We start from the raw sequence: 26,244 nt of genomic DNA on the forward strand, positions 1-26,244 counted from the left end.
CCTGGTCTAGTCCAATTGGAATAGACCAGATGTTAGGTGTGTATTTTTACAAATTAATGACAACTACATGAAACTTTGCCCGCTATCGGTTTTGACTAAACGGTTCTCCTATTGCGTCATCCCCATGCTTGGTAATAAGCTGGCAATCGGCACATTCACCAGGTCGGCGGAAACCGGCCTGCTCCTGAGAAATGGACTCACGATCACCATTTTAAGGGCAATCATGACTATTGATGTCAGCTTCCCCCACCATACAAGTGCATTGCATGCCTCGTTGGTGTTACCTTATGGGCCGATACGGGGTTATGCGTTACTTTGTCATTGCTTCAGTTGCGGGGTGGATAATCATGCCGCGTCGGAAATTTCCCAGGCACTGATTGCCAAAGGCATTGGCGTGTTACGTTTTGACCTCACCGGGCGGGGAAATCAGGATGGTGACCCTGCAAATCCAGACTTTGCTGCTAATACCGATGCCCTGCTAAGTGCCGTGGCGTTTCTTCGCCGCGAATATCAAGCGCCCTTTTTGCTGATTGGCCACAGTTTAGGCGGTGCCGCCGTGCTGGCCATGGCTGGCCGGGTTAGCGAAGCTAGGGCTGTGGTCACAATTGGTGCACCGCATAGTGCGGCCCATGTTGCCCGACATTTTGTCGACTCGTTATTGCAGGTACATCAATGCGAACAAGCCCAGGTGCATCTGCATAATCAAAAATTCAGCATCAAAAAACAGTTTCTGGATGATATCAATAGCTATCAGGGGGCTTATTTAAGTGAACTGAATAAAGCTCTATTGATTATGCATAGCCCGTTGGATAATACGGTGGAAATCAGCGAGGCAGACAAGATATTTGCTGATGCCCGCCACCCGAAAAACTTTGTTTGTTTGCATGAGGCAGACCATCTGCTAAGCCAAGCGGAAGATGCCCGGTACACAGCTGAGATTATCGCTAGTTGGGCATTTCGTTATCTGCCGTCGCTCGCGACAAGCCATTCTGCACCCACAGGTAAGGTGCGGGTAGCAGAACTAGACGGTAAATTTACCTTATCTATAAATACCGACAACCATAGCTGGCTGGCCGATGAGCCTTTGTCTTTTGGTGGTGCCAATCAAGGGCCAGACCCTTACGAGCATTTACTGGCGGCACTGGGCGCCTGTACCCTGATGACGTTACGTATGTATGCAACACATAAAGCATGGCCACTGGACGATGTGAAAGTTGAATTACATCGCATAGATGAAAAATCTAGCACGTCAGTCGTCGATATTTTCCATCGCACCTTGTATCTGAAAGGCAAACTGGACACAACCCAGCAGCAGCGTTTGCTTGAAATCGCCAACCGTTGTCCGGTGTATAAAACCCTGACCGGCCAGGTACAGATTGAGACCTGTTTAAGTTCAGCACTTCCCTCAGCCTTCTGCTCATCGGAAGATAAAGAAAAAGGCGGCTAATGCCGCCTTTTTTACACCTGCATATGTTTGCTGATGGGCAAATCCCGGATCCGCTTGCCACTGGCGCGGAATATCGCATTGCATAAGCTGGCAGCAACCGGTGGTACTCCCGGCTCGCCTACGCCGCCAGGTGGCTGACTGGACTCAACAATATAACTGTGAATTTGCGGCGACTGATTGATACGCAGCAGCGGATAATCGTGGAAGTTAGATTGCTCCACTGCCCCGGCCTTCACACTGATGTCACCCATCATCGCCAGGGATAACCCGAAGATCATCGCCCCTTCCATTTGCGATTTGACCCGATCCGGGTTTACCACAGTACCGGCATCAATGGCACTGTGCATTTCCAGCACCTGTACTTTGTCTCCCTCAACCCTGACTTTGGTGGCAACCGCTACATAACTGACAAAACTGCGATGCACACTAATGCCCCAGGCTTCGTTTTTAGCCGTGGTTTTTTCCACACCGGCTTTATCGGCCACCAGGTTTAGCACCCCTTTCAAACGCGCCGTATCTATGGGGAAAACCGCTTTGGATTCACCGTAATTGCCGTATTTAAAGCCTTCCGGCTCAGGATCCACCAATCGATCATCGCCCAGCAATTCCAGCCACATATCCCGTGGGCGCCTTTCCAGCTTATCCGCCAACTCGTCGACAAAGGAGCCAATGGCAAAGCCATGTTGAATGTTACTTACCGAGCGAACCCAGCCGATACGCAGATGCGCCTCGGCCTTCTGACTCTCACAAGACAAGTTATCCAGCGCAAAAGGCAGATCGCCGAAGCCTAAGTCCAGTTCAGAGTCTGAGGGTTCATCCGAGGTGCCGGTAAAGGTCCAGCTGATACTGGGAAATGCCGTGCGTTGTACCCAGCTGACCACCCGGCCGGTTTCGTCCATACCAGCCTGAAAATACATGGCGGCCATAGCGTGATAATAGCCATGCTGAATTTCATCTTCGCGATTCCAGCTTACTTTCACCGGCTTGCCGGTATGCTTGGCCAATATCGCCGCCTCCACGGAGAAATCCGGCTTGGATTTACGGCCAAAGCCGCCACCCAGCAAGGTCACATTCACTTTAACCTTGCCAGGCTCAATACCCAGCGCATTGGCCACATTTTGTTGTGTACTTTGCGGGGTTTGCGTACAGGCCCAGATTTCACAACTGCCGTCACTAAACACCGCGGTCGCCGCTGGTGGTTCCATGGGCGCGTGAATCAGATAAGGCACGCTGTAGCCAGCCTCAAAGGTATCCACCGCATTCATCATACCAACATAGGCATCGCCGACACTGCGCACCACCTTACCTTGCTGCTTAACCCTGCCTTTCAGCACCTCCAGGTAAGCTTGTGAGTCATGCGCCGCATGAGGGCTGTCGGTCCATTCAATAGCCAGAGCCTTACGCCCTTGCATCGCCGCCCAGCTATTAGTGGCCAGCACTGCCACACCGGGCAAAGGTTTAAACAATACCGGCTCGCTTTGCGCCGGCATGACAAAGGTATCCACCACGCCGCTAACCTTGAGCGCCGCGCTATTATCCACGGCCTTAACATTGGCCCCTACCACCGGGGTACGCTCTATGCTGGCATATAACATACCGGGCAGCTGTACATCCTGACCATAGACGCTGCTGCCGGTCAAAATGGCCTGCATGTCCACAATAGGCACGTCTTTACCTATGTAGTTAAAATCACTGGCAGATTTAAGCTTAAGCTGCTCTTTTGCGGGTGGCGTGAGCTTGGATGCCGCTTCAGCCAGTTCACCAAAACGCAGGCTGCGACCGGTTTTACCATGTAGAACCTGATGATCTTTGGCCTGTACCTCTTCTACGGGCACCTGCCAGTGATTGGCAGCAGCTTGTTCCAGCATAGTCCTGGCCGAGGCTCCCATTTCCCGCATGGTCTGATAAAAACGCCTGACCGAGCGCGATCCATCGGTATTCTGACTGCCGTACTCGGCATTGGCCAGGCCTTGCACCACTCGCACTTTTTGCCAATCGGCCATTAGCTCGTCGGCCACTACTTGCGGCAAGCCGGTGCGGATCCCCTGACCCATTTCACTGCGATGACAAATGATCTGTACCAGATCGTCGCTGCCGATACTGACAAACAAATTCAGTTCACTCAGTGCATCACCACCTTGGGCCCAGGCGGGCCGAAAGCCAGGCAAAAAGCCACCTAAGACCAGTCCTGTAGCGCCGATGCCGGTTAGTTTAAGAAACTGCCGACGGCTGACATTGGAGATTTCACTCATGATTTAGCCCCCAGCTTAGCGGCAGTCTTAATCGCCGCTTTAATACGCGGGTATGTGCCACAGCGACAGATATTGCCCTGCATTTGTTCATCAATGGTTTTATCATCCGGGTTGGGATATTTCGCCAATAGCGCCGCCGCACTCATCATCTGCCCCGATTGGCAGTAACCGCACTGCGGCACATTGTGACTCTGCCAGGCTTGCTGCACCGGGTGCAATGCATCACTGGCTAACCCTTCGATAGTAGTTATCTGTTTGCCTTCTACCATAGACATGGGCAAGGTACAGGCTCGCACAGCCTGACCATCCAGATGCACGGTACAAGCACCGCACAGGGCCATGCCGCAACCATATTTGGTGCCGGTCATACCGAGCATATCGCGCAGTGCCCACAGCAGAGGCATATCCGCCTCTGCTTCCACCGACACCGGCTTACCATTTAAGGTGAATTTCATCATGGTCTTATTCCCCTGGCTTGCTGCCATTGTTGTAATTCGTGTTGGGTATCTATATCAAGACTTGCTTCCTGCATAGGTACAGTAACAAGCTGTGAGGGCTGAGCAACCAGCAATGGTTTAGCCCCCTTGTCGCCGCGAAGTGTTGCCAGCGCACTAAAATCCTGCCTGGGAAAGATGGCCGGCACACCGGGTCCCTTGGCATAACTTGCGGCAATCCGCTGTCTAGGATATTGCTTAACCTGCACAATAAGTTGCTGTAATTGCGCAGATTGAATATCAGGCTGGTCGCCCAAACCTATCAATACATGACTAATATCCGTATGCAGCCAGCGCATTGCGCAGCCGATACTGCTTGCCATGCCCTCTTGCCAGTTGGGATTCACCACCACTTCCGTCCAATCAGGCAACACGCGCTCAATCTTGTCGGCATGGGCGCCGAGCACCACCACAGTTTGCATTTGCCCCAAATGGGCATATGCCCGCAGGCAATGCACCAACATAGGCCGCCCATCCAGCGACGCTAGCTGTTTAATCCCCTCGAAGCGACTGGAATTACCCGCCGCCAAGATCACAACGGCCAGCTTCATGACACCAGTTCACCGCTTATAGACTGGCCATCTTTGCCTTCCAGTACGGCGTGAATTTCAGACAGTACCGCCAACGCGATGGACTCGGGTAATTCGCCGCCAAGACGCAAACCGATTGGGCCAAAAAAGGGTGTCTGAATATCAGCCATGACCAGCCCTGCCACACTAAAGACCCGCTCGGTGCGGTGCAAAGGACCAAGCACGCCCAGATAGCGCAGTGGTAAATTGTGGCAAAGCTTTAACGCTTGCGCATCCAGCTCAACGTTATGCGCCATCAGCACGGCAGCATCGATTTGTGTCAACCAGTCTTGTCCCGCCAAGCTATGAATGGCACCCCAATGACAGGCAGCCTGGCCAAACCATTCGCTGCGTGCATTCGCTGGACGTGGGTCAATCACACTCACCCGCCAGCCCAGTTCATTGGCCATAGCCACCAAAGGCTTGGCATCAAGGCCCGCGCCAAACACTGCCAGATGCGGTGCCGGGCGCACCAACTGTGCAAATACCTGGCCGTCGGGAAGAGTAAAAATGCCTCTGGTTGCATCCAGCCAGTCAGGTTTAACCTCACACACCTGGTTAAGGGGGCGGCTCTCATTCACCGACTGCAGGTAATACACACTTTGCTGGCTGTTAAGGGCGTTATACAGGCTTTCCAGTTGCAGATAGTCGTTTTGCCTATCTATTGGCTGGAGCAGAATTCTGACCATACCACCGCAGCCAATCCCTAATTGCCAGGCCCAGTCGTCTTCATCCCGCTGATCGTATTGAATAATTCTCGCATAACCATTGTCCCAGCAGCGTCTGGCCTGGCGCATAATATCTGCCTCCAAACAGCCACCGCTGAGCAGACCACGATACTGCCCCAGACTATTGATCAACATCATGGCTCCCGCCTTACGGTAACTGGAGCCTGCGGTCTCAATAATAGTGGCCAGTATCCATTGCAACTGGTCTTTTTGCTCGTGCCAGGTGCCAAGCATCCTGGTTAATTGATTCGACATTGCCGTTAACTCGTCCTTTTATTCCAGAACAGCAGCGAGGTGATACAGAAGCAAGGCCCATCAGACCAAGCCCGCTTGGTATCGGACCAAGGGCTAGCGACTGTTCTCCACCAACGTCTTGAGATTTGCCAGGCCCATCTCAAAATCCGGCCCCACCATGGAGTCCATCATCACTGCAAAATAGTGGTTGATGGGGTTTGCCCCCACATCACCATAATCAACCCACTGCACCCGGGTTTTACCGTCCTCGTCGGTAAAAATAAATTCGCCGGTACTGCCCATGTCAAACTCCGGGAAATATAAGCTGTAAACTAAACGGCGGTGCGGCTCAGCGGCAATCACTTCCATCACCCCGCTGCCTTCTTGCTGACTGATCCACTCTGAGCGCATACCAACTTCAGCACGCGGACCATCATAGTGTACCTGCATGGCAGGGTCGCGTTTAAACCACACTCCCCAATCCTGCCATCTTTCAAGATCGGCAACCTGGGCGTAAATCTTGTCGGGAGGCGCATCAATAGTGATGGAACGCTCTACCCTGAATTCAGACGGTAAGATGTAACCCACGGCGAAAAACAACGCCACCAGGGCACCTAAGGTCAGCACAATTTTTTTGATCATCCCCATTTTTATTCTCCCCACCCTACTCGGCATTTTTTATAACATATGTTTAACTTTTGACAGGGCTTTTAAATGTTTCAGCTTATGTTGTACTAATGCCATCATCCTAAGCTGCCCACACCCTGAGTAAGTAAAGGAAAAATAATGAAAAATCGCCAATTCTGCGGCTTGCTTGTCGGCTTGTTGCTTTCTGTATCGGTCAGCGCCAAACCCGGTGCCAGTGCGCCAGACCGGCCAACGGGTGAGGGACAAGGGCCATACTCTCGTCTTATTTTGCGCGGTGTCACACTGATTAACGGCGAAGGTGCGCCGGCTCGTGGGCCGGTAGATATAGTCATCGAAAATAATCGTATCGCTGCCATTCATAATGTTGGCAATCCCGGCGTGCCGATATTGGACAGCGCCCGGCCCAAGGCCGGAGCCGGCGATAAAGAACTTCAACTTGAAGGTCATTATGTGCTGCCTGGTTTTATCGATATGCACGGCCATATCGGTGGTTCTGCCGATAATATTCCCGCTGAATACGTATTTAAGCTGTGGCTGGCCCATGGCATTACCACAGTGCGAGAGCCGGGCAGTTTTAATGGGGCGGATTGGGTAATAGATCATGTAAAACGCAGCGAAAAAAACCGGATAACTGCCCCCCGTATCATTCCCTATTTTGGTTTTGGCCTGGGTGGCGAAGGCCCCATTTATACTCCTAAGCAAGCGCGGGACTGGGTTAAGTGGTCAGCCAAGCAAGGCGCGAAAGGCATTAAGTTTTTTGGTGCGCCGCCAAAGATAATGCAAGCCGCCCTGGACGAAGCCAAACAGCAACGCCTTGGCAGCGCTATGCACCACGCTCAGTTAAATGTCATGAGTATGAACGTGCTGGACTCGGCACGCTTGGGGCTGACCACCATGGAACATTGGTACGGTTTACCCGAAGCCCTGTTTGAAAACCAACGTATTCAGAACTATTCCCCAACCTACAATTACAATAACGAGCAACATCGCTTTGCCGAAGCAGGACGGCTATGGCAACAAGCGGCCAAACCCGGCAGTGACAAATGGAACCATGTGCGGGATGAACTGTTGGATTTGGATTTCACCTTAAACCCCACTCTGACCATTTACGAAGCCAGCCGCGATCTAATGCGCGAGCAACAAGCCATCTGGCATCAGGATTACACTCTGCCGACCTTATGGGATTTCTTTCAGCCCAATCGCTATGCCCATGGCAGTTATTGGTTTGACTGGACCACCGACGATGAAATTGCCTGGAAGGAAAACTACCGCTTATGGATGGCCTTCTTAAACGACTACAAAAACCATGGCGGACGCGTCACCACCGGCTCAGACTCCGGCTATATCTATAAAATTTATGGTTTTGGCTATATTCGTGAACTGGAGCTGCTGCGCGAAGCTGGCTTTAACGCGCTTGAAGTGGTGCAGGCCGCCACCTTAAACGGCGCACAGGCTTTGGGGCTGGAGGACGACTTAGGTTCGGTCAGCGTCGGCAAGCTGGCCGATATGGTGATCCTGGCGGAAAATCCGCTGGCAAACTTTAAAGTGCTGTATGGCACCGGCCATTTTAAACTGGATGACAATAACCGCCCTACTCGCGTCGGGGGCGTAAAATACACCATTAAAGACGGCATTGTGTTTGATGCCAATGCCTTGCTTGCCGATGTGCGGGAGATGGTCAAGGCCGCTAAAGCAGCGCGGCAATAGTCTAAGCAGGCTGGCGATGTAAGCACATCTTCGGTTTTGGTGAGTTGACCTATACTGGATGAGATATTTCAGCAGGAGCCCACCATGGAGCGACGTGCATTTCTTACCGGCAGCGGTTTAACCCTTGCTGCCAGCAGCCTTAATAGCTTTGCCCTGACAGATGGCAAACCATCTGAACTCAATAGCAACACATTAGCCCCGGCGGACTGGTCGGGGCTCAGAAAGCTGTTTCCACTGACTTACGATTACATCCATTTAGCCACCTTTCTGCTCGCCTCTCATCCCAAGCCGGTTGCCGATGCGATCGCCATGCACAGGCAAGCCTTTGACAGCAACCCGGCAGACTACTGGCATGAACACTTTATGACCATTGACGGGAAAATAACCCAGGCCGCCGCGCAGTATATGGGCGGCCAGGGTCATCAGATTGCCCTGACGGATAGCACCACCATGGGCCTGGCCATGGTCTACAGCGGTTTAAAATTGAATCCCGATGACGAGATAGTGCAAACCGTTCATGACCATTACTCCACCGACTTGTCATTGCAATTACGCGCTGATCGCACCGGCGCTAAGGTTAAACGCATTACCTTGTACCAGGATCCCGCCCAAGTAGAGGTGGAACAGATACTCAGCAACCTAAAAGCCGGTGTCAGTGATAAAACCCGCGTGGTAGCAGTCACCTGGGTACATTCCTCAACAGGGGTAAAGCTCCCAATCCGAGCCATGGCAGATCTGATTCAGGGCATTAACGCGAAGCGAACAGACGCCGATCAGATCTTGTTTTGTGTGGACGGTGTGCATGGTTTCGGCATTGAAAATGAAGACATCAGCCAGCTAGGTTGTGACTTCTTTATCGCCGGCACCCATAAATGGATTTTTGGCCCCCGTGGCACCGGGCTTATTTGGGCAAAGGATAGCGCCTGGCAACAGACCAACGCGGTGATCCCCAGTTTTAGCCAGTCCTATGACGTATGGATGGGCTACAGCAGCCAGGACCAGGTGCCTATAGGTGAGCATATGTCACCCGGCGGCTTTCACTCGTTCGAGCACCGATGGGCCCTGCCCGAGGCATTTAAGCTACACCTGCAACTGGGAAAAGCCAATGTGCAAAGTCGTATTCATCAGTTGAATAACCAAACCAAAGAAGGCCTGGCTAAAATGGCCCATGTCAGGCTCTATACGCCCAAAACAACGAGTCTATCCAGTGGTTTAGTCTGTTTTGATGTGGATGGCATGCATCCTGACGAGGTAGTCAAAAAGCTGCATGATCAAGGCGTTATTATGAGCTCCACCCCTTACCGCCAGTCCTATGCCCGTTTTGCACCGAGCCTGATAAATAATGAGCAGGAGATAGATATTGCCCTGGGTGCTATTGCGGCGTTGGCGAAAGGCTAATCAATTAGCACATTCTGATGCGCCAACCAGGCCCGGGAGGTGCATCAGACCCTGTTATTGCCCAACGAAAATGCGCTTATCTGCAACTTAATGCATCACCTTAAAGCCAATCCCAACGTACTGGGCATTTATTTTTCAAAGGCTTCTTTGTGCTGTTTGCCCATCATGCCGATTTCTTCCCAGTTGGCCTTAGAATCAACAAAAAGATGATGTTTGACTTCCAGATTCTCATAGCCGCTATCCAGCAAACTTACTGGAATGTAATACGTATTCTCGTCGTTTTTCCCCGGCAGCGGCGACCCGCAACTATTACAAAATTGGGTCAACCAATCATGATTCGGCTTTTCCCATTTTTTGATTTGCTCTGTATTACCGATGAAGTGCAGCGCTTGTTTGGGCACAATAGTGACCGCAATCCCACCACTTCCGGTAGATTTCCTGCATATAGAGCAATGGCAAATAAACACGCTGTGTAGCGGTACCTTCACTGCAAACGCAACTGCACCGCAATTGCATGAGCCTGTTGCACAAATACCAGAGTTCATTTCATATCCTTTGAATAGAAAAATTACGGTTGAATAACTTTACCTGCAGATTACCTCCGTTGCAGTATGAATAAGGATTAGCGTTAATCTTGTAACGGCTGAGCAGGGGATAAATAAATTCTCTATCAGCGCTTGACCCGTCTATTAGTAACGGGTTGAGGATACTGACTCGGTCAACTTGTGGAACTGCCATGCTTACTGTTACTCAACTCGCAAAACACACTGGAGTTTCTCGTACAACGATTCTGTATTACGAGCAACAACAACTGTTACTACCGGCGTACCGCTCTGAAAACGGCTATCGCTGGTATGGCGATAAAGAAATTGAACGCTTAAAGGCTATCGCCTCTTATCGTTCTTACGGTTTGTCGGTGGCAAGTATCCATGGGCTATTAAACCGAACGGGAGAATCTCAAGCGGCACTTTTAAAAGAGCACTTTTACAAGTTGGAGCAAGAGATTCAAACGCTACGAGCACAACAAAAAGCTGTGGTTGTGCTTCTCAACGATCCGAGTCTAATGGAGGAAAATATGGTCAATAAAGCACGCTGGGTTGAAATCATGGTAGCCGCCGGTTTTAGCGAAAACGATATGGTGAAATGGCACCAAAAATTCGAGGAACTAGAACCACAGGAACATCAAAAGTTCCTTGAGTCCTTGGGTATTGCCGACGACGAAATCGCTGAGATTCGCGCTTTCTAACCCGACACAGCCTCAGGGAAGAGGCTGAGTTTTTATATCGTATTCCAAGGACGTGTAACTGCACACCACCAGGAGAAATGATTGAACATTCCCTGCCTAGCTAGTTAATTACAAACAGACTGTCTGCTGCCCTATTTCACGGGCAAAGCCGCCAACGCTGACTTTTGCTATACCCTGCTCGTTTGACTCTACCGAGGCAGTAATGCTAGATACACAGCCCATGGCCCTGCCCTGTTCAAAGGTAAAAGCCTTGCCAAGCTTCCCGCCTAAATGCTTGGTTAAATAACAGGCCAAAGCACCATTGGCGCTGCCGGTAGCCGACTCTTCGGGAATACCAAATAACGGTGCAAAATTCCGGCAACTGGCGGTCAGCCCGCTGCCCTTATCGCAAAGCTCAAAGGCATGAATACCAACAAGGTTATGCTGTTTACAATAGTCACTGAGTAGCGCGTTGTTTACCTGGATCTTATCCAAATACCCATAAGGCACAGGCACAATAATATCCGGTAAGCCAGTTGAAATTATCTCTACGGGGAGCTGGGTTGAAGCCAGTAATTCGGCATCCAAACCTATCATCTCGGCGATGGTCTGGTAATCAATAACGCCAAGGTAGTCAGGTAGGGCTTGTTCCATGACTATCTGGCCATCAGATGCCACAGTTACGCCCAATAAACCGGCTTTGGTACGCTGTATATAGCGTCCTTCACTAATCAGGCCTTGTTGATAGAGCGTTGAAAAAGTCGCTAAGGTGGCATGGCCACAAAAGTCCACTTCATCGGTAACGGTAAAAAAGGACAGGGCAAAATCCACTTCCTCATCCTGGCAGACAAAGGCGGTTTCGGAAAACCCCACAGCCTGGGCGATTTTCAGCTTGTCCTGGTCAGATAAATTATCGGCATTTAATACCACCCCAGCCGGGTTACCGCCGCGGCCATTGGCGGTAAAGGCATTAACTAAAAATGCGTTAACTTCCATTAAAATCTCTTACTTCGTACAACATAAGGGTAAATAACGGGGGACGAATCCTTATAACATCCCTATTTGATATGGTGCGCCAGTCCCTTTGGGACTGCTAAAGCCGTTCAATCAGGCTTGTTAGAACGACCAATAATATCACCACAAAGGACGTGAAGCGCACGAGGGTGACTAAGAGCACCCAAACTTCGTGTTCCTCTGATCTTCGTGGTAGAGAAAGACAGGGATTGGTTATCAGGCTCGCAACAATAAACTTCTGATGCAGACTATGTGATCCCAGAGACGCGCCGGTAACCTCGTTTACTTATGATGCATCCGCCAAGGATTGTGCTGCGCCGTTACTTGCACCAATTTCAAATGATGCCAGGTCTATCCCGTCTATACAGGCCAAGTTATAGCCATATTCGGTGGGTACACTGCGGCGCTGATGATGAGTGTAAATGCCGCACAGACTGCAAAAATAGTGCTTGGCAATTTTGGTGTTCCATTGATACAGGCTTAACTTATCCTCGCCGCGGGTGACGCGCAGACGATCCAAAGTGACTCCCGCCATAATGGCGCCTTTTTTACTGCAAATTGAGCAGTTACAACGACGGATGTTCTGATGCCCGTCAATCAAGTCCACCTCAAACTCCACGGCCTGGCAGTGGCAAGTACCTTTTACTGTTTGCATATTATTATCTTTGTTCCTATTAGCTCATCCGATACTAATTTGACTCACTTAACTGGGCCAATTCAATCAATGCTTTATCCTCATCCACTTTGATAATGACGTTGTTACCTGAGTCAATTCCATAGGAATAAAAACGTGTAGCGATAGCATCCTCTGGCGCGTTACCTGGCGTGGTGTAATAAGCGTAGTAACTGGCCTGTCCTGCCAAGAGGGTCACATCGAACTCCAATAAATTGTGAGTGATAAAGGCATCAGGTTTTAATACAACTTTATACTGACCAGGAGGTACGTTTGTTCTGATAAATCCTTGACCTGAAAGACAGCCCTTTTCGAAATCATTCAGAAACACTTTCAGGCACACAGTTACACCATCATGCGTATTCGGTTTGTACAAATAAAACAGTGATTCTTGGGTTCCTAGTTGAGGATGAGAAGTAAACTTCGGTCCTTTGGCTATTGGTCCAGCACAAGCGCTAATAAGTGCGCTAATGACAAGCAAAAATATAATTCTCATATTCGAATTTCCCTTAATTTCTAGCAAGTGACAGGATTTTCCCCACGGAAAATCACCTGATACTAACGGCCAAAACGCCATGTTCACTCAGAAAACTGCACTTTACCTACTCTTTGGGCCTAAGTGTTTCAATGATTTTCGCATCTACCCAATAGGGGCTTCCCACTACATAGCGACTGCCATCGTCGCGGGTTTTCACATCGCCCTTCCAAAAAAACAGATATTTGCCATCAGGTGTCACTTTGGGGCGCTGTTCATACAAGGGCGAGTTTATCTTATCGCCCATATTAATAGCCGCGCCCCATGAACCGTCTTGCTGCCTGAAGCTGATATAAATATCCGGGGTGCTTTCGCCCTCTTTCTCTGCATCCCACATTAAATAGGATTCATCCGGGGCAACAAAGGGATGAGCAATATATTTTCCCTGATTCACCGCGGCGCTCATCTTAACCGGCGTTTCATATTTGCCATTGATAAGGCGGGAATAGCTCAAATGCCCACTGCCATCTTTAAAGTCTAAAACGTAAAAATACTGGGTTGCGTTAGCTGCAGTGGTATAGCCAATAACCGGAATATCCTGAAAAGGTTCAAGACTTTTAAGCGCTGCTAAGCTGGGGCTAAAGCGCTGCTTATATTGTCGAACCTCCTCAGGGGCAATCTGCTTCTCGCGCCATTGATTATCCTGATATTGCATTACAATCCATCGGGCTTCCTTATAATCCCCACCGGAGCGGGTGAAAGAAAGCTCGCTCATATCAGGTAAAAACAGCACCTCAGTTTCCAGATAGTCTTCGGTGGCAACTATGCCGGGGGCAAACAATTCAGGGATTAAGCCTGGGGGTGTTTGGCCTAAGTAGAGCGGTTCAGAAACTGGATTTATATCCTTTGCGTTACTAATGGCGGATATAAGGGCAGTGGATAGGAGTAAGCTTATTTGGATTCCTTTACGATTCATAAATATCCTTTTAATTATATAGTTGAAACTATGGATGCTTTACTGCCCTTCAATGAAATCCAGCCCTCCCAAAGGCTTGAAAGTGGCTGTTATCCTCTACGACTATCTGAGTTATCTATATACTTGTCGGTTAATACGGGGGAATTCCATTGGTTTCTTGTTATACATCATCTTCTACACTATCTAAATTGCAAGCGACTAGAGCCGAAGTTTTTAAATTACTACAATTTGGAAATCCGTATTTCTCTAAAAATTCCAATACTGCTTTGTTGGTACTAATGGTTCCTGTGTTAAGACCGAGGTCTGTATTGAAAACATCTCGAATTCTAACGTCGTCACGATACATTAATGTTACTGCCAATATAAATTGGCTTTTAGCTATTGAAGGGCTCTTTTGAGATGATTCATATAGGCCTTCTAGTAGTTTCACCTCACCCCATCGGTCATTCGCTAAGTTGGTTGTCGTAACCAGCGCGTCCAAATATGCGGAATTGTTGTTCTCTTCAACTGAATACCTACCTACGAAAAAAGCAATTATTGAAACTGTGACAACATAAGCCAATGCGAACTTTCTATCCATGATTCACCATGCTCCTTAACGAATTATATGGACTCACCTTTTCCGAGGTTATGTCGTGCTTAGCAAGCAACCATTGGGGAGAACTGTCCATGTATGAATTCAACTATTCTATGGCATTGATTTAGCCAAACAGAGTTTCAGTATCCATGGTGACGAGGGGTATGACAAGACAGGAATTGTTGAATGTCCTTGATGAATATGACAGGCACTTCCTTGCGCGCAAGGCCACTTTAATATCCGGCTAGCGATAGCCGTTAACCTGTATTCCTACCATCCACTACGGGTAATTAAGTATGTATCAGCACGAAGGGCGCGAAGAACACGAAGGTCGATAGAGATACTCCAAGCTTCGTGTTCTTCTGATCTTCGTGGTAGAAAAAACAATTTCAAAAACTGGGAATTTTAAGTGGGAGCTATCCGCACTATTGCAGTTATACGGAAGCATAAGGAAAATTGAGCCTCTATTTGCCCCTAACAACCAACTTACTCTTCTCGCCTACCCGGCTCCACTTGATGCAAATAGCGGGTAAAGGTATCGCTGGGGCGATCCAGGCCGTTGCTGGCTAACACTCTGGATGCCATACCACGATGATTGCTGCCATGGGTTAATAAATGCAGCAGTATTTCCTCCACCGATAAGCGGCCGCGGCTGCCGTCAACAAACTGAAAGGCAATCTCGCGCTGTAGTTCCTGCTGAGAGGCCGATTCGGTATAGGCCACCAGCCAGCTGTCGTGCTTATCCATACGCTCGCGCAATTCAGCCAAAGTGGGAGTTTCCACCGTGTTATCGGCCTGATACTGCTCAGGCTCACCCAAGATACGACTGATAAACAGGCTATCCACTACTGTGGTGTGATTCAGGATGCGAATAAAGAATATGGCATCGGCCTCGGGTAGCTGGCTTAGCTGGCGCTCGCCAAATATCAGCAACTCAGAGTTGGCCCATTTTTTATAGCTAAAGGCACTGGCCAGCAACATAATAAATCTCCGTTTATGACGATTAAATCCGCTCTGGCCACTGCCGAGTGCGAGCGATTAAGGCTACGTATTGGGCACAAATTTTTTACTCATGCCCTGACTGGCTGGAGCCACCAGCCGGTAGCCTAGCTTTTGATAAAACTCGGGATTTATCCGCAATCATGGAAACATAAGAGCCCGGCAATACGGCGCCAGCCAGGTACTGGTCAATATAGGCCATCACCTGCTTACCCAGTTCCTGACCTTGGTAATGTGGTTCGACAGCAATATCCACCACCTCAAAATTGCAGGCACCATCCCCCACCACCCGGCCCATGGCAATCAACTTTTGGCCGTCACGCATACAAACGGCATATAAAGAATTGGGCAAGCCAATCTGGGCGGCTTGCAGGGATTTGGCTGACAGACCGGCGGCAACGCGCAGGTGACAATATTCCTGGGGGTTTGGGGCATATTCTTCAACAGTAAAAGCCATGTTCTGTAACTCCTTGAAAGCTAAACAGAACATACACAAACAAACTGTATAAATAAACAGTCATGAGTCGCTATTCCTGATTTTGTTGATAGATAACCAGTGTACCGGCCAGCTTGTCGTGCCAGCCTTGTTTTCTTGCATCTATGCCCACCCAAAAAAGGCCCAGACCCATTGGAATGGTGGAAAGGTAATACCCCAGGTAGCGAATAATACATTGACGAGTGGATGGCGCTTGCAGGGTGTTGGCATCTACAATTTTGGCCCCCAGGGCAATTTTGCCCGGCGTGGCCTGACGGTATAGCCAGAACAAAATCACGGCCAGAATGGGAAATACCCAGGACAGCAGAATATGCACCACTTGCGCTGCCCCGCTCTGTACGCCTTGCAGCAGCACCTCCCAGCCAAAAAACCAGACCATTAACGGCCAGGTAATAGCAACAACAATCAGGCTGTCCACCAGCATGGCCAGCACCCTAGCCCAAAACCCTACGTAGCGCAGTTCGGTCATGCTTTACTCGCCCTTTTGCTCTGGCAGGCTATGAAATCGGCGTAATCGGGTAATTTGCCCGGCTTGGTTAAATTCCATGGATAGCAATACATCGGTTGTATACTCCACGGGCTCGGACATATGACTGGGATGCACTTTGGCATGCTCGCGGTATTTAACAAAGGCCACATTACGCCCCAGCATCAGGTCTGTCATTTCCACAGTGCAGAACGACACCTTATCCTGCATTTTATGCAACAGGCCTTTTCTCAGTTCCGCTTTGTCTGACACCACGACATTGAACTTTACGTGTTCATCAGTGAATTCGTCAGCAAACAGGCTGATAAAATGCTCAATATCGGTAAGCTGCGTATTGGGTTGCTGCTTAGCTTGCTTGGCCTGCAAAAATCCGCGGGCCAATTGCTCAAGCTGCCCGGCGGCCAAATCGGCTTTAACTGGCAGGCTGGCCGCCAAGAGTAGTGATATGATTAGGGCGCATCTCATTTTGGCTGTCCTTGTGATTATTTTTTACCTAGGTTAACAGGCCAGCGGTTAGCGACAAGCTGGTTTTTTACTGCCGCTAATGAGTCTACCCAACCCCCGCAGCATGGCGGTAAAAATACCGTTCGCCACATCATTATCATTCATCCTGTCGGGTGAGTCGTTAGCCCTGTCCTTGGCACTTTCCACCGTGCCCTCGGCCATATCACAGGCAAAATGCTTGGCATTATTGGTAGTGCAACCGCTTAACAGCACAAGCAACACGAGCGCAGTCAGGGTGCGGTGGGTATTATTATTTTTCACATAAATTCCTTTGATTGGTTCACGACTCAGCCATTGGCTTGCCTGAGTACACTTAAAATAAATTCGCTTTTGGCCTGGCTGTAAGCATCCCTGTCATGGCGGTAACTCATCGCCAAACGCTGTTTAAGCCTGGCGTAATCACCCGCCAACTGCGGGTGTTGGCGTAGTGCATCGCGAAATGCCAGCCGCTTATGCCATAGCTCGCTGTTGTAGGGGATCAAATGCACATGATGGGTGCGATATTCAGGCCTGGGCTTACAAAACCAATGCATCTGCTCGGGTTTATAGGGGTAATAGCAATAGCCGTTGTCACTGAGCAGCCCAATGGCATCCTTTGATGCGCTTAACGACGCAACCCCTACCATAATATCAATCACGGGTTTGGCCATTAGCCCCGGCACCGCAGTGCTGCCCACATGTTCGATGGAGCCGACCACCTTGTCACGCAAAATAGTGTTAAGAAATTGTTTTTCTTCACGAAACTTTGTAGGCCATTGTGGCTGATAGGCCACCAGTTCTATGGGCGCGTCAGCCATTAGTTGTGTTTAAGCCGTTTTTGCATAGAAAAATTCACCAGTATCTGGCCGCCCCGCTCTACCTGATTCTCTCTTACCAGGCTAAAGCCCTGCTTAGCAAAAAACGGCCGGGCCAGATAAGAGGCTTCCACGTATAACATAGGTAAGTGTAACGTTAGGGCCTGTGCTTGCAGATAATGATATAGTGCCGTTGCTATGCCCTGTCGCTGATACTCCGGATGGGAATACGCCACATCAATATGACCATCAGGCTCTAAGGTCATAAACCCCACGGGTATTCCATCCAGCACCGCCACAAAAGGCGGATGGGCAGTAAAGCGTGCCTGCCAGGCCCCATAGTTTGGCGGCAGAGATGCCCAGGCGTTCACCTGCGCCTGACTGTAATATTGCCGGGCCGGACCATGTACGGCGGCATAAAAGATATCGGTCAGCGCCGTGGCATCTTCTGCCTGGTAAGGTCTGATTTCAATTGATAACGCTACATCAGACATGACCAATGCCTTTAGCTTGCAACTGGCGGTCATGCCAACGGCGTAAACTCAGCAGTGCCACTATAGCGCCGACCAGGGCAAAGGCCATATCAGACTGGGTATCCCAAACGTAGCCCTGAGTACCCAAAAACGCCTCGGCATCTTCACCGGTAAGGGCCGCTACCCACCATTCGATCAATTCATAAAAAGCGCTGAAGGCCAGGCAAAAACACACAATCAGAAAGTTTCGCCAGGCCGCACCGTTCACCACTTGCTTGCGGATCAGCAGTTCCCGGGCAATCATGGCTGGCACAAAACCCTGGGCAAAATGACCGAGTTTGTCATAGTGATTACGCTCGAAGCCAAACCATTCTTTGAAATAATCAAACAACGGCACTTCGGCATAGGTGTAATGGCCGCCGACCATCAGAATCACGCAGTGCAGCAAAATCAGAATGTATAACAGCGGCGTCAGGCGAAAGCGTTGCCAGGTAGCCGCCAAAACCACAAAACCGATCAATGCCGGCAATACCTCTAAAAACCAGGTAAAGCTGTCTTTTGGCTGAATACCCGACCAAACCATCACCACCCAGAAAATAACAATCCATAAGGCTTTCATATACTTTCCTTAGCTAAAGTACTGCCACCCAACCACCAGTAAGGCCAGGGCTAACAGCGATGCTCCCAGTTTGCCGGCGTGGTTTTGCCATACCGCGGTGGCCCTTTCACCAACCAACAGCACCAGTACAGCCAAACCATAATAGCGAAGCCCGCGCGACAAAAACGAAGCTGAAATAAACATCAGTAGCGAGTAGCCGGTTACCCCAGCCGCCAACATAGCCACCTGGAAGGGTACCGGGGTGACGCCCACCATAAACACGGCCCAGAAACCATCATCCTGCAAGGTTTGTTTAAAGGCCTCAAACTCGTCTGCGGCGCCAAGCTGAGCAATAAACCAATGGCCTACCGAATCAAACAATAGCTGCCCTACCCCATAACCTATTAGCGCTCCGGCCATACATCCGGCCAGGGCAACGCTTGCCAGCAGCCAGATGCGCTCGCGCTCTATTAGCATGTAGGGGATGAGGATCAGCTCCAGTGGAATGGGAATAATAGTGGCCTCCAGCATGGAGAGAAAAAACAGTAGTACCAGCGCGTGATTGGACTGGCGCAGCTTATCCAGCCACTTTTCGGCTTTGGAAGACATCCCGGCGGGTTGCGACGACATAACACCTTCAATTCCATATGCAATGCAGACATTCTACCCTGCCTAGGCCACCGCGCAAACGCACAGAATGGTCCAGCCATTGATATTTAACCGCCCCAAACTAATCCCAACTGGCCGTAAGCCTTGACGTTTTTATCCTGACTAAACAAAACAGGGATGGAAATGCACCGCGCATCCAGCTATTTTTTGCACAAAAGCCATCTAACCACAGAGCCAGCATGACTCAAACCGTATCCACCGAGCTGCAATCAGCCGTGACCGATCTATACACCGAACTACAAACCTATCTGGTTGGCTATCTGCCCCAATTATTGGGCGCTTTGCTGCTGATCCTGGCCGGTTGGATTGTGGCCTGGCTGTTATCACGCCTGACCCTATCCTTTATCCGCTTGCTCAATAGATTGCTGACGGTGTTAACCCCAGCTTCATTGCGCGACAAGGGCCTGGAGATCAAGCATCAGCATTCCCAGTTGGCCGGTAAGATCATCTTCTGGCTGGTGATGCTGTTCTTTATTGCCGCCTCCACTTCAATACTCGGCCTGGATCTATTTGCCACCTGGCTGGGTGGCCTATTGGCCTACCTACCCAAGCTGCTGGCTGGCATTTTGATTATGCTGGGTGGCTATTTGCTGGGTAATCTGCTCAGTACCATGGCTCGCGCTACTGCTGAATCAGCGGGGCTGGCGCAGGCTGGCTGGATTGGCGCCTTTACCAAGTTTGCCGTGATCTTTACCGCCCTGGTGATTGGTATTGAACAGCTTGGTATCAATATTCATTTCATCACCACCCTAGTGATTGTGCTAACCGGCGTATTGAGTTTTGGTCTGGCCCTGGCATTTGGGCTGGGCAGCCGTGAGCTGATTGCCAATGTGGTCGGTGCGCGCCAGGCGAGAAAGCACTGCCAGATAGATGATCACCTGAAAGTGGGCGAGATTGACGGCATCCTGGTGGAAATTACCGATACCATGCTGGTACTGGAAACCACTCAGGGCCGCGCCCTGCTGCCCGCCAAATACTGGCTTGAACAATCCAGCTGTGTGCTGAAAACCAGCCATGAACCGGAGCGCAGCGCATGAGTAGCGCCAAGCTTTCTCTGGCCCTGCACTTTTTGGAAGAAGAGCCGCTGGCAGCCGCCAGACGCCTTGAACTGCAAGAAGCGGAGCACAGTGCAGCCATGTTAAACAAGGCGCCTGCCCCTATTGCCGCTAAAGTACTGGCCGCCATGTTACCAGCCTTTGCCGCGCCTATATTGGCACTGTTGGATAACGAAGATGCTGCTCGACTATTAAAAGCTCTAACCAACGCCGATATCGCGGCTCTGCTGCGTCAATTGCCAGACGCCGCTCGCCAGCGTTTGCTTGGTGTATTGCCACTTAAAAAACAAACCGCCTGCCAGCTGCTGCTGAGCTACCCTAATTACACTGTCGGGGCCTGGACCGAAACGGATCTTTTGGTCCTGGACAATCAAATGGATGCCGGTGACGCCCTGCTGCGCCTGAAAAAACGCGCCTATTCCGAAACTCGTGATATTTATCTGGTTAATGACAAGCGCCAGATCAGCGGCAAACTGTCGGTCTATGCCATATTACGTGCAGCCAGTAATACCCCGCTTACCCGCCTGATGCAGCCGGTAAATGAAAGTATTAGCGGTTTTACCGAGCTTAATGCGGCGCTGGAACTGCCGGTATGGCGCCAGCAGGATACCCTGGCGGTGGTAAACCAGCAGCAGGCGCTACTGGGTATTATTCATCACCATCAGCTTCGCCACGCCATCAGCCGCGCCGAACCAGAGGACACAGCCGAGCCGCTGCCGGGGGATATTCTGGGCGCTTATGGCGCCTCCATCAATGCGCTGCTTGAACTGCTGGCACCCAGCGCCACTAAGCCCACAGGACGCCGCTCATGAACGCAATTGAACAACGCCTGGACAGCGCCGCCGAGCAGCTTAGCCAGGCCTATATGGCCAATTATCCGCAAAAAAGCGCCCGCCATCTGGAAAGTATGCCAGCCGGTGAAGCGGCCGAGCTTCTGCAAAGCCAGCCCCTGCATGTTATCGCCGCGCTATGGAAATATCTGCCGGTTGGCAGCTCCGATGCCATATTCAGCGCATTACCCGAGGATCTGGCCAGCCGACTGATAAGCTATCTGGACAGTCATCTGGCGATTGGACTATTAAGCAGACAACCCCAGGAATCTCGCGATGCGCTGCTCAATGCGCTGAACACCGGCCATAGCGCGCTGGCCAGTGAATATCGAAACCTGCTGGAGTATCCGCCCGATACGGCCGCCCGCATGATGACCACCAAAGTGCAGGCCTTTTCCGCCGATATCACCGCTGCTGAAGCGCTGGCCATATTAAGGCGCAATCAAGTGCTGGCGCAGGATACTTTGTATGTACTGGATGCCAATCAACAACCCGGCGGCGAATTGTCTTTACAGGAGCTGGTATTAGCCCAGCCCGGCAGTTTATTGGAGGATCTCGCCAAGCCGCTACGCACCAGCTTAAATGCCCTGGATGATAAAGACACGGTAATCGAGCGGTTCGAAGGATTTCGCTGTCGCAATATAGCCGTACTGGACCCACAAGGTCAGCTAATTGGCAGCATCGGCTACTTTGATGTTTACCAGTCCACCAAGGAAGACTTAGCCGCCGATCTGCAAACCATGGTGGGTGTGAGTAAGGAAGAAAAGGCCCTGTCCAGTAGTTGGTTTGCCTTTAGCAAGCGCCAGCCCTGGTTGCAAATCAACCTGCTAACCGCGTTTGCTGCCGCCGCTGTGGTAGGTGCCTTTGAAGGTCTGATTGCCCAGGTAACAGCCCTGGCCATTTTGCTGCCGGTGGCCGCCGGACAGTCAGGGAATGCCGGAGCTCAAGCCCTGGCGGTTACCATGCGCGGGCTAACCTTACGGGAGATCACCACCAAGCACTGGCGACACGTGCTGTTTAAGGAAATGGCGGCCGGTGCCATGAACGGCATCGTCATCGCCCTGACCTGTGCCATTGGCGTCTATGTGTGGAGTCAGTCTATTGGCCTGGCACTGGTAATTGCGCTGGCTATGGTCAGTTCGCTGGTGATTGCCTGTAGCGCCGGGGCATTGGTGCCCATTGTGCTGAAAAAAGCCGGGCTGGATCCTGCCCAGTCATCCTCGATCGTACTGACCACTATTACCGATATTGCCGGTTTTATGTCGTTTTTGGGCATTGCCCTACTGCTGTCGGATATGCTGCCTAAGGGCTAAGTGTCAGGGCCATACGAGCATAGGCGATTTCGCCTTTGTAAAACGGCTCGCCGCTTTGGCATAAACCAAAGCGGCGGTACAAACCAGAGGCACTTTGGCGCGCATCACACCAAAAACTGGCCAGGCCTAAATTGCGAGCACGTAAAATGGCTTCGCTCAATACCGACGAGCCAATCCCCTGCCCCTGATATTCAGGCAAAGTCGCAAACTTTCTAAGCCGCATGGCGTTGTCCTTCACAAATAACGATGCCACGCATACCAGTTTGTCATCCGCAAACGCCCCTAAATGACAACCATCTTCATCTTCAGCCACCCGGCAAAATACCAGGGGTTTATCCGGCCATAGCACCTGATGGCGAAGAGCCATGGTCTGCTGCCAACTGATCTCTGCAATATCAACTCTCATGCTTAACGGCTGGAGGCGGCCAAGCCAAAACCAAACAGCACAAACAGGCTACCGCTAACGCGATTAATATTCTTTGCCGAGGCTGGGCTGGAGAGTTTTCCCCGCGCCCGACTGGCCAGCACCGCGTAAAGGCTGTGGATCAATATAAGGCAAGTACAGAAGGTCAGGGTCAGCAGCACAAACTGTCCGGCATAAGGCGCATTAACATCAATAAACTGCGGGAACAGCGTCATAAAAAAGAAGATGGCCTTGGGGTTCATCAGACTGATGGAAAGCCCCTGCAAATACAAACGATGACGACGGCCTTGGCGAATTGGCAGATCGGAGGGCTGAAAATTTGGCAGGCTGCGCCACATCTTAATGCCCATATAAATCAGGTACGCCGCGCCGACATATTTGAGTATGGTAAAGGCCAGCGCCGAAGTTGCCAGAATCACCCCAACACTGGTGGCCGATATTGCCGACACCACCAGAATGCCGCTGGCCACACCCAATATGCCCCATAGGGCTTTGCGGCCACCGTGTTTCAGGCTATTGCTTAAGGTGAGTAATACCGCCGGGCCCGGCGTGGCGATGGCCGCACAGGCCACCAGCACAAAAATCAGATAACTGTCCATACTTCCTTTAACGCCTTAAATGATGACCTCAACACTGGGCAACTGCTCGCTTAGCTCCCGGCGCAGCTGTGGCAAATACTCGCCATCAAACAGCATTTGTGGGACCTTAGCGTTACGCTGATTAAAAGGCAGCTGGAACAGCCCCTTTCCCTCAACCTCATCCAGTACCAAGCGTTTTATCTCGCTGCGAGGGAAAACCTCATCCCCCAGGTACAAATTGTCGGCATCAAACCGCAGTACCTCAAAGGGGTTGGCAACCACCAGCCCCATATGCAGATGGTTATACTGCTGATGTGACCATTGCCATGGCAACACTGCCAACTGCACCAGAAAAAGTGCATGCCACCACTGCCATTGCCAATCAGTCAGGCTGAGAAGCCCAGCCCCAACCAATGGCAAGCAAAGCGACAGTGCGACGCGCTTTTGCTTAATGCTTACGCTATTCCATTTAGCCAGCACTTGGTTTTACCACATCAGATCGTCAGGGATCTCATACTCAGCGTACCAATCGTCTTCTTCGCTCTTGTCGGCCTGTTCAGGCTCTGCCTGCTTATCGGCGCGGTGCAACACCAGTTCGGCATTGCGCTGAGCAATTTTATCCGCTACCGGCGTAGGAACGATTTCATAGCTCTCACCCAGCTTTACAATAGCCAGTTTGCCTTGCGTAATACGTTTATGGGTAAGTTTGTCTACATATAAGGTTTTGATCTTGCTGCCGTCGGTGAAATTACAGGCCACATCGCCGTTGTTTTTGGGCTGGCAATTGACTTCAATCAGCTGCTTAATCTGCGCAGCAATGGCCTTTTTATCCGCTTCCAGCTTCAGTTGTTCGTTGAGCTCTTTGTCTTTGGCTACTTTAGCCTGGCGTGCCTGCTCTGCGGCCACTTTGTTTTCGTTAACCACATCCACTTTGTGTTTTTTCTGAGCCTTGCTCTGTTTGCGTTTTTCCGCATTTACTTTTTGGGCCTTTTGTTTATCTGCCAGACCCGCTTTAAGCAGTTGTTCCTGAAGAGAGAGCGCCATGGTAGTAATTCCCGACTGCGATGAAAAATTCAGGGCGACAGTTTACATGGCAATCCGGCTGCTGTCCTCTGTGCAACTGCGACCTATTGCTTCTGCAAGAAACTGCGGTAGGCTAATCACCCGGCTGTTATTTAATAATCAAGGAAGTCCATGCAAACGCAATCCACTCAACAGGCCTTATGGCTGGCTTTGCATCAACAAGTAGAAAGTTATGAAGGCTGGGCATTGATGATTAAGTTAGCAGCATTTGCTCTGTGTACGCTGGCTATGCTGTACCATCAAACCTGGGTGGCGATGGCAATCTTACCGCTGCTGTGGTTATTGGATGCCATTTACAAAACCTTTCAGGGCAGATTGGAAAAAGAGCTGTTGAAAATCGAACAAGCTGATGCCAATGCGACGCCTCAGCTTTATTCCGACTGGCAGCAAAACCGCCCCTCTGCGCTTGGTTTAATCAGCGAGTATCTGCGCGCTTCGCTGCGACCCACGGTTGCTTTTCCTTATCCGCTATTGATCGCTGCTGTACTTATCCAATACTTCCACTAGACACTGGTGGCCGGATAACCGGCCACCTGAATCATTGCCCGGCAGGCAGGCCTCGATAGCGAAGAACATCATCAACCTGATCGCTGATGATCCCCTGCACTTTTACCTTATCCATTAATAACGCATAGAGCGCATCGGCGCTTATTATGCCTTTCGGCAGTTTATCCAGCCGCACAGTGTAAGCATTCAGCGTTAAGCCTGCGTCATGGATGTCCTTGGCCAACTTAGTGGCACCATTGTCGTCCAACAGCATACCTATCTGTACCCCCACACCAGTGGCAAAACCGGCGATAGTTTTAAGCCCCACCGCTGTCGTCCAGAGGTTGTCAAAATCACTACCGTTGGGATCCCACTTATTGCGCCCCAATAGCACGTTCAGCGGCAAGCGGGTTTGCCCGCGCAACTGTTGCATAAACTCAACATCAAAAGACTGCAACACCATAGGCGCTGCGCTTTGCTGATAGGGTCTGAGCGCATCCAGTAGCGCTTTTCCCATATCCAGCCCCTGACTTTGATACCAACCTGGTTTTTTCAGCTCAATTAACCAGCCCGTACGACGTTTTTGTAGCCGATTCAATTCAGCCAGCATCGCCAGTGCCTCGTCCAGAGTGACCAGCTCAAAGGCTAATTTGGCGTTAAAACGCGAAGGGTAAACCAGCGCCCCGTCAGTGGGTTTTCTACGCTCATGAAATCGCAAACTACGCAGCTCTGCCAGGGTAAAATCCTTAACCCAGAATTTCCCTTCAGCACCGCGTTTATGGGCAAATCGCGCTGCCACATCAGACACCTCATCCAGAATAAGGTCGTGTAAGACCACTGGCACCCCATCGGCCGACATATTCACATCAAACTCAATCATGTCGGCACCCAGGGCATGGGCATAAGCCAGTGACGCTTTACTGTGCTCCGGCAGATAGCCCGGTACGCCGCGATGGGCAATAGCCAGCGGCACTGCCGCCTGTACCGCCGTGCAAAATAAAAAACACAGCGTAATGAAATAACGCATTTGTCTGTTCC

Annotated in this window: 33 protein-coding genes; 8 read left to right on the forward strand and 25 right to left on the reverse strand. The window is 50.7% G+C overall.

The genetic code is table 11. From position 1 onward, the window contains the following. Nucleotides 1-223 precede the first annotated feature (223 nt). Nucleotides 224-1,447 carry a bifunctional alpha/beta hydrolase/OsmC family protein gene (locus KJY73_RS15915; protein ID WP_214344735.1) on the forward strand — a complete coding sequence of 408 codons (1,224 nt, stop codon included), beginning with the start codon at nucleotides 224-226 and terminating at the stop codon, nucleotides 1,445-1,447. An 11-nt stretch (nucleotides 1,448-1,458) separates the two neighbouring features. Here the strand turns inward: KJY73_RS15915 and KJY73_RS15920 are convergent, their stop codons facing one another. The 5 genes from KJY73_RS15920 to KJY73_RS15940 form a co-directional block, all read right to left on the reverse strand. Next, a complete protein-coding gene (locus KJY73_RS15920) occupies nucleotides 1,459-3,699 on the reverse strand; it encodes a xanthine dehydrogenase family protein molybdopterin-binding subunit (RefSeq protein WP_214344736.1) in 2,241 nt (746 codons plus the stop codon). Beyond that, nucleotides 3,696-4,157 (reverse strand): (2Fe-2S)-binding protein, encoded by a 462-nt coding sequence (locus KJY73_RS15925; RefSeq protein ID WP_214344737.1) that lies wholly within the window; start codon nucleotides 4,155-4,157, stop codon nucleotides 3,696-3,698. Before KJY73_RS15925 ends, KJY73_RS15920 begins: the two co-directional genes overlap by 4 nt. After that, nucleotides 4,154-4,744, reverse strand: a complete 591-nt coding sequence (locus tag KJY73_RS15930; RefSeq protein ID WP_214344738.1) for a nucleotidyltransferase family protein — start codon at nucleotides 4,742-4,744, stop codon at nucleotides 4,154-4,156. The genes KJY73_RS15925 and KJY73_RS15930 overlap by 4 nt, the downstream gene beginning before the upstream one ends. Beyond that, the gene (locus KJY73_RS15935) at nucleotides 4,741-5,745 is read right to left on the reverse strand and encodes an XdhC family protein (protein ID WP_214344739.1); all 1,005 of its coding nucleotides are present in this window, start codon (nucleotides 5,743-5,745) and stop codon (nucleotides 4,741-4,743) included. The genes KJY73_RS15930 and KJY73_RS15935 overlap by 4 nt, the downstream gene beginning before the upstream one ends. Nucleotides 5,746-5,838: 93 nt before the next feature. Further along, the gene (locus KJY73_RS15940) at nucleotides 5,839-6,366 is read right to left on the reverse strand and encodes an SRPBCC family protein (protein ID WP_332874216.1); all 528 of its coding nucleotides are present in this window, start codon (nucleotides 6,364-6,366) and stop codon (nucleotides 5,839-5,841) included. A 144-nt stretch (nucleotides 6,367-6,510) separates the two neighbouring features. Here KJY73_RS15940 and KJY73_RS15945 point away from each other — a divergent pair, with 144 nt between their 5' ends. Continuing rightward, a complete protein-coding gene (locus KJY73_RS15945) occupies nucleotides 6,511-8,079 on the forward strand; it encodes an amidohydrolase family protein (RefSeq protein ID WP_214344741.1) in 1,569 nt (522 codons plus the stop codon). A gap of 84 nt (nucleotides 8,080-8,163) precedes the next feature. Continuing rightward, a complete protein-coding gene (locus KJY73_RS15950) occupies nucleotides 8,164-9,477 on the forward strand; it encodes an aminotransferase class V-fold PLP-dependent enzyme (RefSeq protein WP_214344742.1) in 1,314 nt (437 codons plus the stop codon). A 128-nt stretch (nucleotides 9,478-9,605) separates the two neighbouring features. On the opposite strand, the gene KJY73_RS15955 is transcribed toward KJY73_RS15950, so the two are convergent. Beyond that, the gene (locus tag KJY73_RS15955; RefSeq protein WP_214344743.1) at nucleotides 9,606-10,022 is read right to left on the reverse strand and encodes a GFA family protein; all 417 of its coding nucleotides are present in this window, start codon (nucleotides 10,020-10,022) and stop codon (nucleotides 9,606-9,608) included. A gap of 191 nt (nucleotides 10,023-10,213) precedes the next feature. Between KJY73_RS15955 and KJY73_RS15960 the strand changes: the two genes are divergently transcribed. Then, complete coding sequence (locus KJY73_RS15960) at nucleotides 10,214-10,723, forward strand: MerR family transcriptional regulator (RefSeq protein WP_214344744.1); 510 nt, start codon at nucleotides 10,214-10,216, stop codon at nucleotides 10,721-10,723. Between the two features lie 108 nt (nucleotides 10,724-10,831). On the opposite strand, the gene KJY73_RS15965 is transcribed toward KJY73_RS15960, so the two are convergent. The 14 genes from KJY73_RS15965 to KJY73_RS16030 all read right to left on the reverse strand — a co-directional run bounded on the left by KJY73_RS15965 (nucleotide 10,832) and on the right by KJY73_RS16030 (nucleotide 19,398). Beyond that, a complete protein-coding gene (locus tag KJY73_RS15965) occupies nucleotides 10,832-11,698 on the reverse strand; it encodes a PhzF family phenazine biosynthesis protein (protein ID WP_214344745.1) in 867 nt (288 codons plus the stop codon). A 304-nt stretch (nucleotides 11,699-12,002) separates the two neighbouring features. Next, nucleotides 12,003-12,371, reverse strand: coding sequence for a GFA family protein (locus KJY73_RS15970; protein WP_214344746.1), 369 nt, complete (start codon nucleotides 12,369-12,371; stop codon nucleotides 12,003-12,005). A 34-nt stretch (nucleotides 12,372-12,405) separates the two neighbouring features. Beyond that, nucleotides 12,406-12,885 carry a DUF2846 domain-containing protein gene (locus tag KJY73_RS15975; RefSeq protein WP_214344747.1) on the reverse strand — a complete coding sequence of 160 codons (480 nt, stop codon included), beginning with the start codon at nucleotides 12,883-12,885 and terminating at the stop codon, nucleotides 12,406-12,408. A 106-nt stretch (nucleotides 12,886-12,991) separates the two neighbouring features. Next, nucleotides 12,992-13,840 carry a hypothetical protein gene (locus KJY73_RS15980; protein WP_214344748.1) on the reverse strand — a complete coding sequence of 283 codons (849 nt, stop codon included), beginning with the start codon at nucleotides 13,838-13,840 and terminating at the stop codon, nucleotides 12,992-12,994. 160 nt (nucleotides 13,841-14,000) lie between these two features. Beyond that, nucleotides 14,001-14,420 (reverse strand): hypothetical protein, encoded by a 420-nt coding sequence (locus KJY73_RS15985; protein ID WP_214344749.1) that lies wholly within the window; start codon nucleotides 14,418-14,420, stop codon nucleotides 14,001-14,003. Between the two features lie 483 nt (nucleotides 14,421-14,903). After that, nucleotides 14,904-15,398 carry a DinB family protein gene (locus tag KJY73_RS15990; protein WP_214344750.1) on the reverse strand — a complete coding sequence of 165 codons (495 nt, stop codon included), beginning with the start codon at nucleotides 15,396-15,398 and terminating at the stop codon, nucleotides 14,904-14,906. Nucleotides 15,399-15,483: 85 nt separating this feature from the next. Beyond that, nucleotides 15,484-15,873 carry a GNAT family N-acetyltransferase gene (locus KJY73_RS15995; protein WP_232848704.1) on the reverse strand — a complete coding sequence of 130 codons (390 nt, stop codon included), beginning with the start codon at nucleotides 15,871-15,873 and terminating at the stop codon, nucleotides 15,484-15,486. Nucleotides 15,874-15,943: 70 nt separating this feature from the next. Further along, nucleotides 15,944-16,381 (reverse strand): RDD family protein, encoded by a 438-nt coding sequence (locus KJY73_RS16000; protein ID WP_214344751.1) that lies wholly within the window; start codon nucleotides 16,379-16,381, stop codon nucleotides 15,944-15,946. Between the two features lie 3 nt (nucleotides 16,382-16,384). Beyond that, nucleotides 16,385-16,864, reverse strand: a complete 480-nt coding sequence (locus KJY73_RS16005; protein ID WP_214344752.1) for a nuclear transport factor 2-like protein — start codon at nucleotides 16,862-16,864, stop codon at nucleotides 16,385-16,387. A gap of 48 nt (nucleotides 16,865-16,912) precedes the next feature. Beyond that, nucleotides 16,913-17,164, reverse strand: a complete 252-nt coding sequence (locus KJY73_RS16010) for a hypothetical protein (RefSeq protein ID WP_214344753.1) — start codon at nucleotides 17,162-17,164, stop codon at nucleotides 16,913-16,915. A 26-nt stretch (nucleotides 17,165-17,190) separates the two neighbouring features. Further along, nucleotides 17,191-17,700: a GrpB family protein gene (locus tag KJY73_RS16015; RefSeq protein WP_214344754.1), complete on the reverse strand. Its 510-nt coding sequence runs from the start codon at nucleotides 17,698-17,700 to the stop codon at nucleotides 17,191-17,193. Further along, a complete protein-coding gene (locus KJY73_RS16020; protein ID WP_214344755.1) occupies nucleotides 17,700-18,191 on the reverse strand; it encodes a GNAT family N-acetyltransferase in 492 nt (163 codons plus the stop codon). The genes KJY73_RS16015 and KJY73_RS16020 overlap by 1 nt, the downstream gene beginning before the upstream one ends. After that, nucleotides 18,184-18,789: a DUF2238 domain-containing protein gene (locus tag KJY73_RS16025; protein ID WP_214344756.1), complete on the reverse strand. Its 606-nt coding sequence runs from the start codon at nucleotides 18,787-18,789 to the stop codon at nucleotides 18,184-18,186. Before KJY73_RS16025 ends, KJY73_RS16020 begins: the two co-directional genes overlap by 8 nt. 9 nt (nucleotides 18,790-18,798) lie before the next feature. After that, nucleotides 18,799-19,398, reverse strand: a complete 600-nt coding sequence (locus KJY73_RS16030; protein ID WP_214344757.1) for a YqaA family protein — start codon at nucleotides 19,396-19,398, stop codon at nucleotides 18,799-18,801. Nucleotides 19,399-19,616: 218 nt separating this feature from the next. On the opposite strand from KJY73_RS16030, the gene KJY73_RS16035 reads away from it, so the two are divergent. From KJY73_RS16035 to KJY73_RS16045, 3 genes are read left to right on the forward strand one after another with little or no spacing between them, the layout of a single operon-like run. Beyond that, on the forward strand, nucleotides 19,617-20,474 hold the full coding sequence (locus KJY73_RS16035; protein WP_206595097.1) for a mechanosensitive ion channel family protein: 858 nt from the start codon (nucleotides 19,617-19,619) through the stop codon (nucleotides 20,472-20,474). Further along, nucleotides 20,471-21,304 carry a magnesium transporter MgtE N-terminal domain-containing protein gene (locus KJY73_RS16040; RefSeq protein ID WP_214344758.1) on the forward strand — a complete coding sequence of 278 codons (834 nt, stop codon included), beginning with the start codon at nucleotides 20,471-20,473 and terminating at the stop codon, nucleotides 21,302-21,304. Before KJY73_RS16035 ends, KJY73_RS16040 begins: the two co-directional genes overlap by 4 nt. Then, nucleotides 21,301-22,635 (forward strand): magnesium transporter, encoded by a 1,335-nt coding sequence (locus KJY73_RS16045; RefSeq protein ID WP_214344759.1) that lies wholly within the window; start codon nucleotides 21,301-21,303, stop codon nucleotides 22,633-22,635. Before KJY73_RS16040 ends, KJY73_RS16045 begins: the two co-directional genes overlap by 4 nt. Here the strand turns inward: KJY73_RS16045 and KJY73_RS16050 are convergent. Genes KJY73_RS16050 through KJY73_RS16065 form a run of 4 tightly spaced genes read right to left on the reverse strand, consistent with a single transcriptional unit; the run spans nucleotide 22,625 to nucleotide 24,681 of the window. Continuing rightward, complete coding sequence (locus KJY73_RS16050; RefSeq protein ID WP_214344760.1) at nucleotides 22,625-23,041, reverse strand: GNAT family N-acetyltransferase; 417 nt, start codon at nucleotides 23,039-23,041, stop codon at nucleotides 22,625-22,627. The genes KJY73_RS16045 and KJY73_RS16050 overlap by 11 nt on opposite strands. Before the next feature lie 2 nt (nucleotides 23,042-23,043). Further along, nucleotides 23,044-23,658, reverse strand: coding sequence for a LysE family translocator (locus tag KJY73_RS16055; protein ID WP_214344761.1), 615 nt, complete (start codon nucleotides 23,656-23,658; stop codon nucleotides 23,044-23,046). A gap of 15 nt (nucleotides 23,659-23,673) precedes the next feature. After that, complete coding sequence (locus KJY73_RS16060) at nucleotides 23,674-24,117, reverse strand: hypothetical protein (protein ID WP_214344762.1); 444 nt, start codon at nucleotides 24,115-24,117, stop codon at nucleotides 23,674-23,676. Between the two features lie 6 nt (nucleotides 24,118-24,123). Further along, entirely contained in the window at nucleotides 24,124-24,681 is a 558-nt protein-coding gene (locus KJY73_RS16065; RefSeq protein ID WP_214344763.1) for a DUF2058 domain-containing protein, read from the reverse strand. Between the two features lie 150 nt (nucleotides 24,682-24,831). On the opposite strand from KJY73_RS16065, the gene KJY73_RS16070 reads away from it, so the two are divergent. Further along, complete coding sequence (locus tag KJY73_RS16070) at nucleotides 24,832-25,227, forward strand: hypothetical protein (RefSeq protein ID WP_214344764.1); 396 nt, start codon at nucleotides 24,832-24,834, stop codon at nucleotides 25,225-25,227. A gap of 31 nt (nucleotides 25,228-25,258) precedes the next feature. On the opposite strand, the gene KJY73_RS16075 is transcribed toward KJY73_RS16070, so the two are convergent. Then, nucleotides 25,259-26,233 carry a glycerophosphodiester phosphodiesterase family protein gene (locus KJY73_RS16075; RefSeq protein ID WP_214344765.1) on the reverse strand — a complete coding sequence of 325 codons (975 nt, stop codon included), beginning with the start codon at nucleotides 26,231-26,233 and terminating at the stop codon, nucleotides 25,259-25,261. Nucleotides 26,234-26,244 lie beyond the last annotated feature (11 nt).

The sequence above is a fragment of the Bowmanella yangjiangensis genome (assembly GCF_018531185.1).
In the GTDB taxonomy this organism is placed as follows: domain Bacteria; phylum Pseudomonadota; class Gammaproteobacteria; order Enterobacterales; family Alteromonadaceae; genus Bowmanella; species Bowmanella yangjiangensis.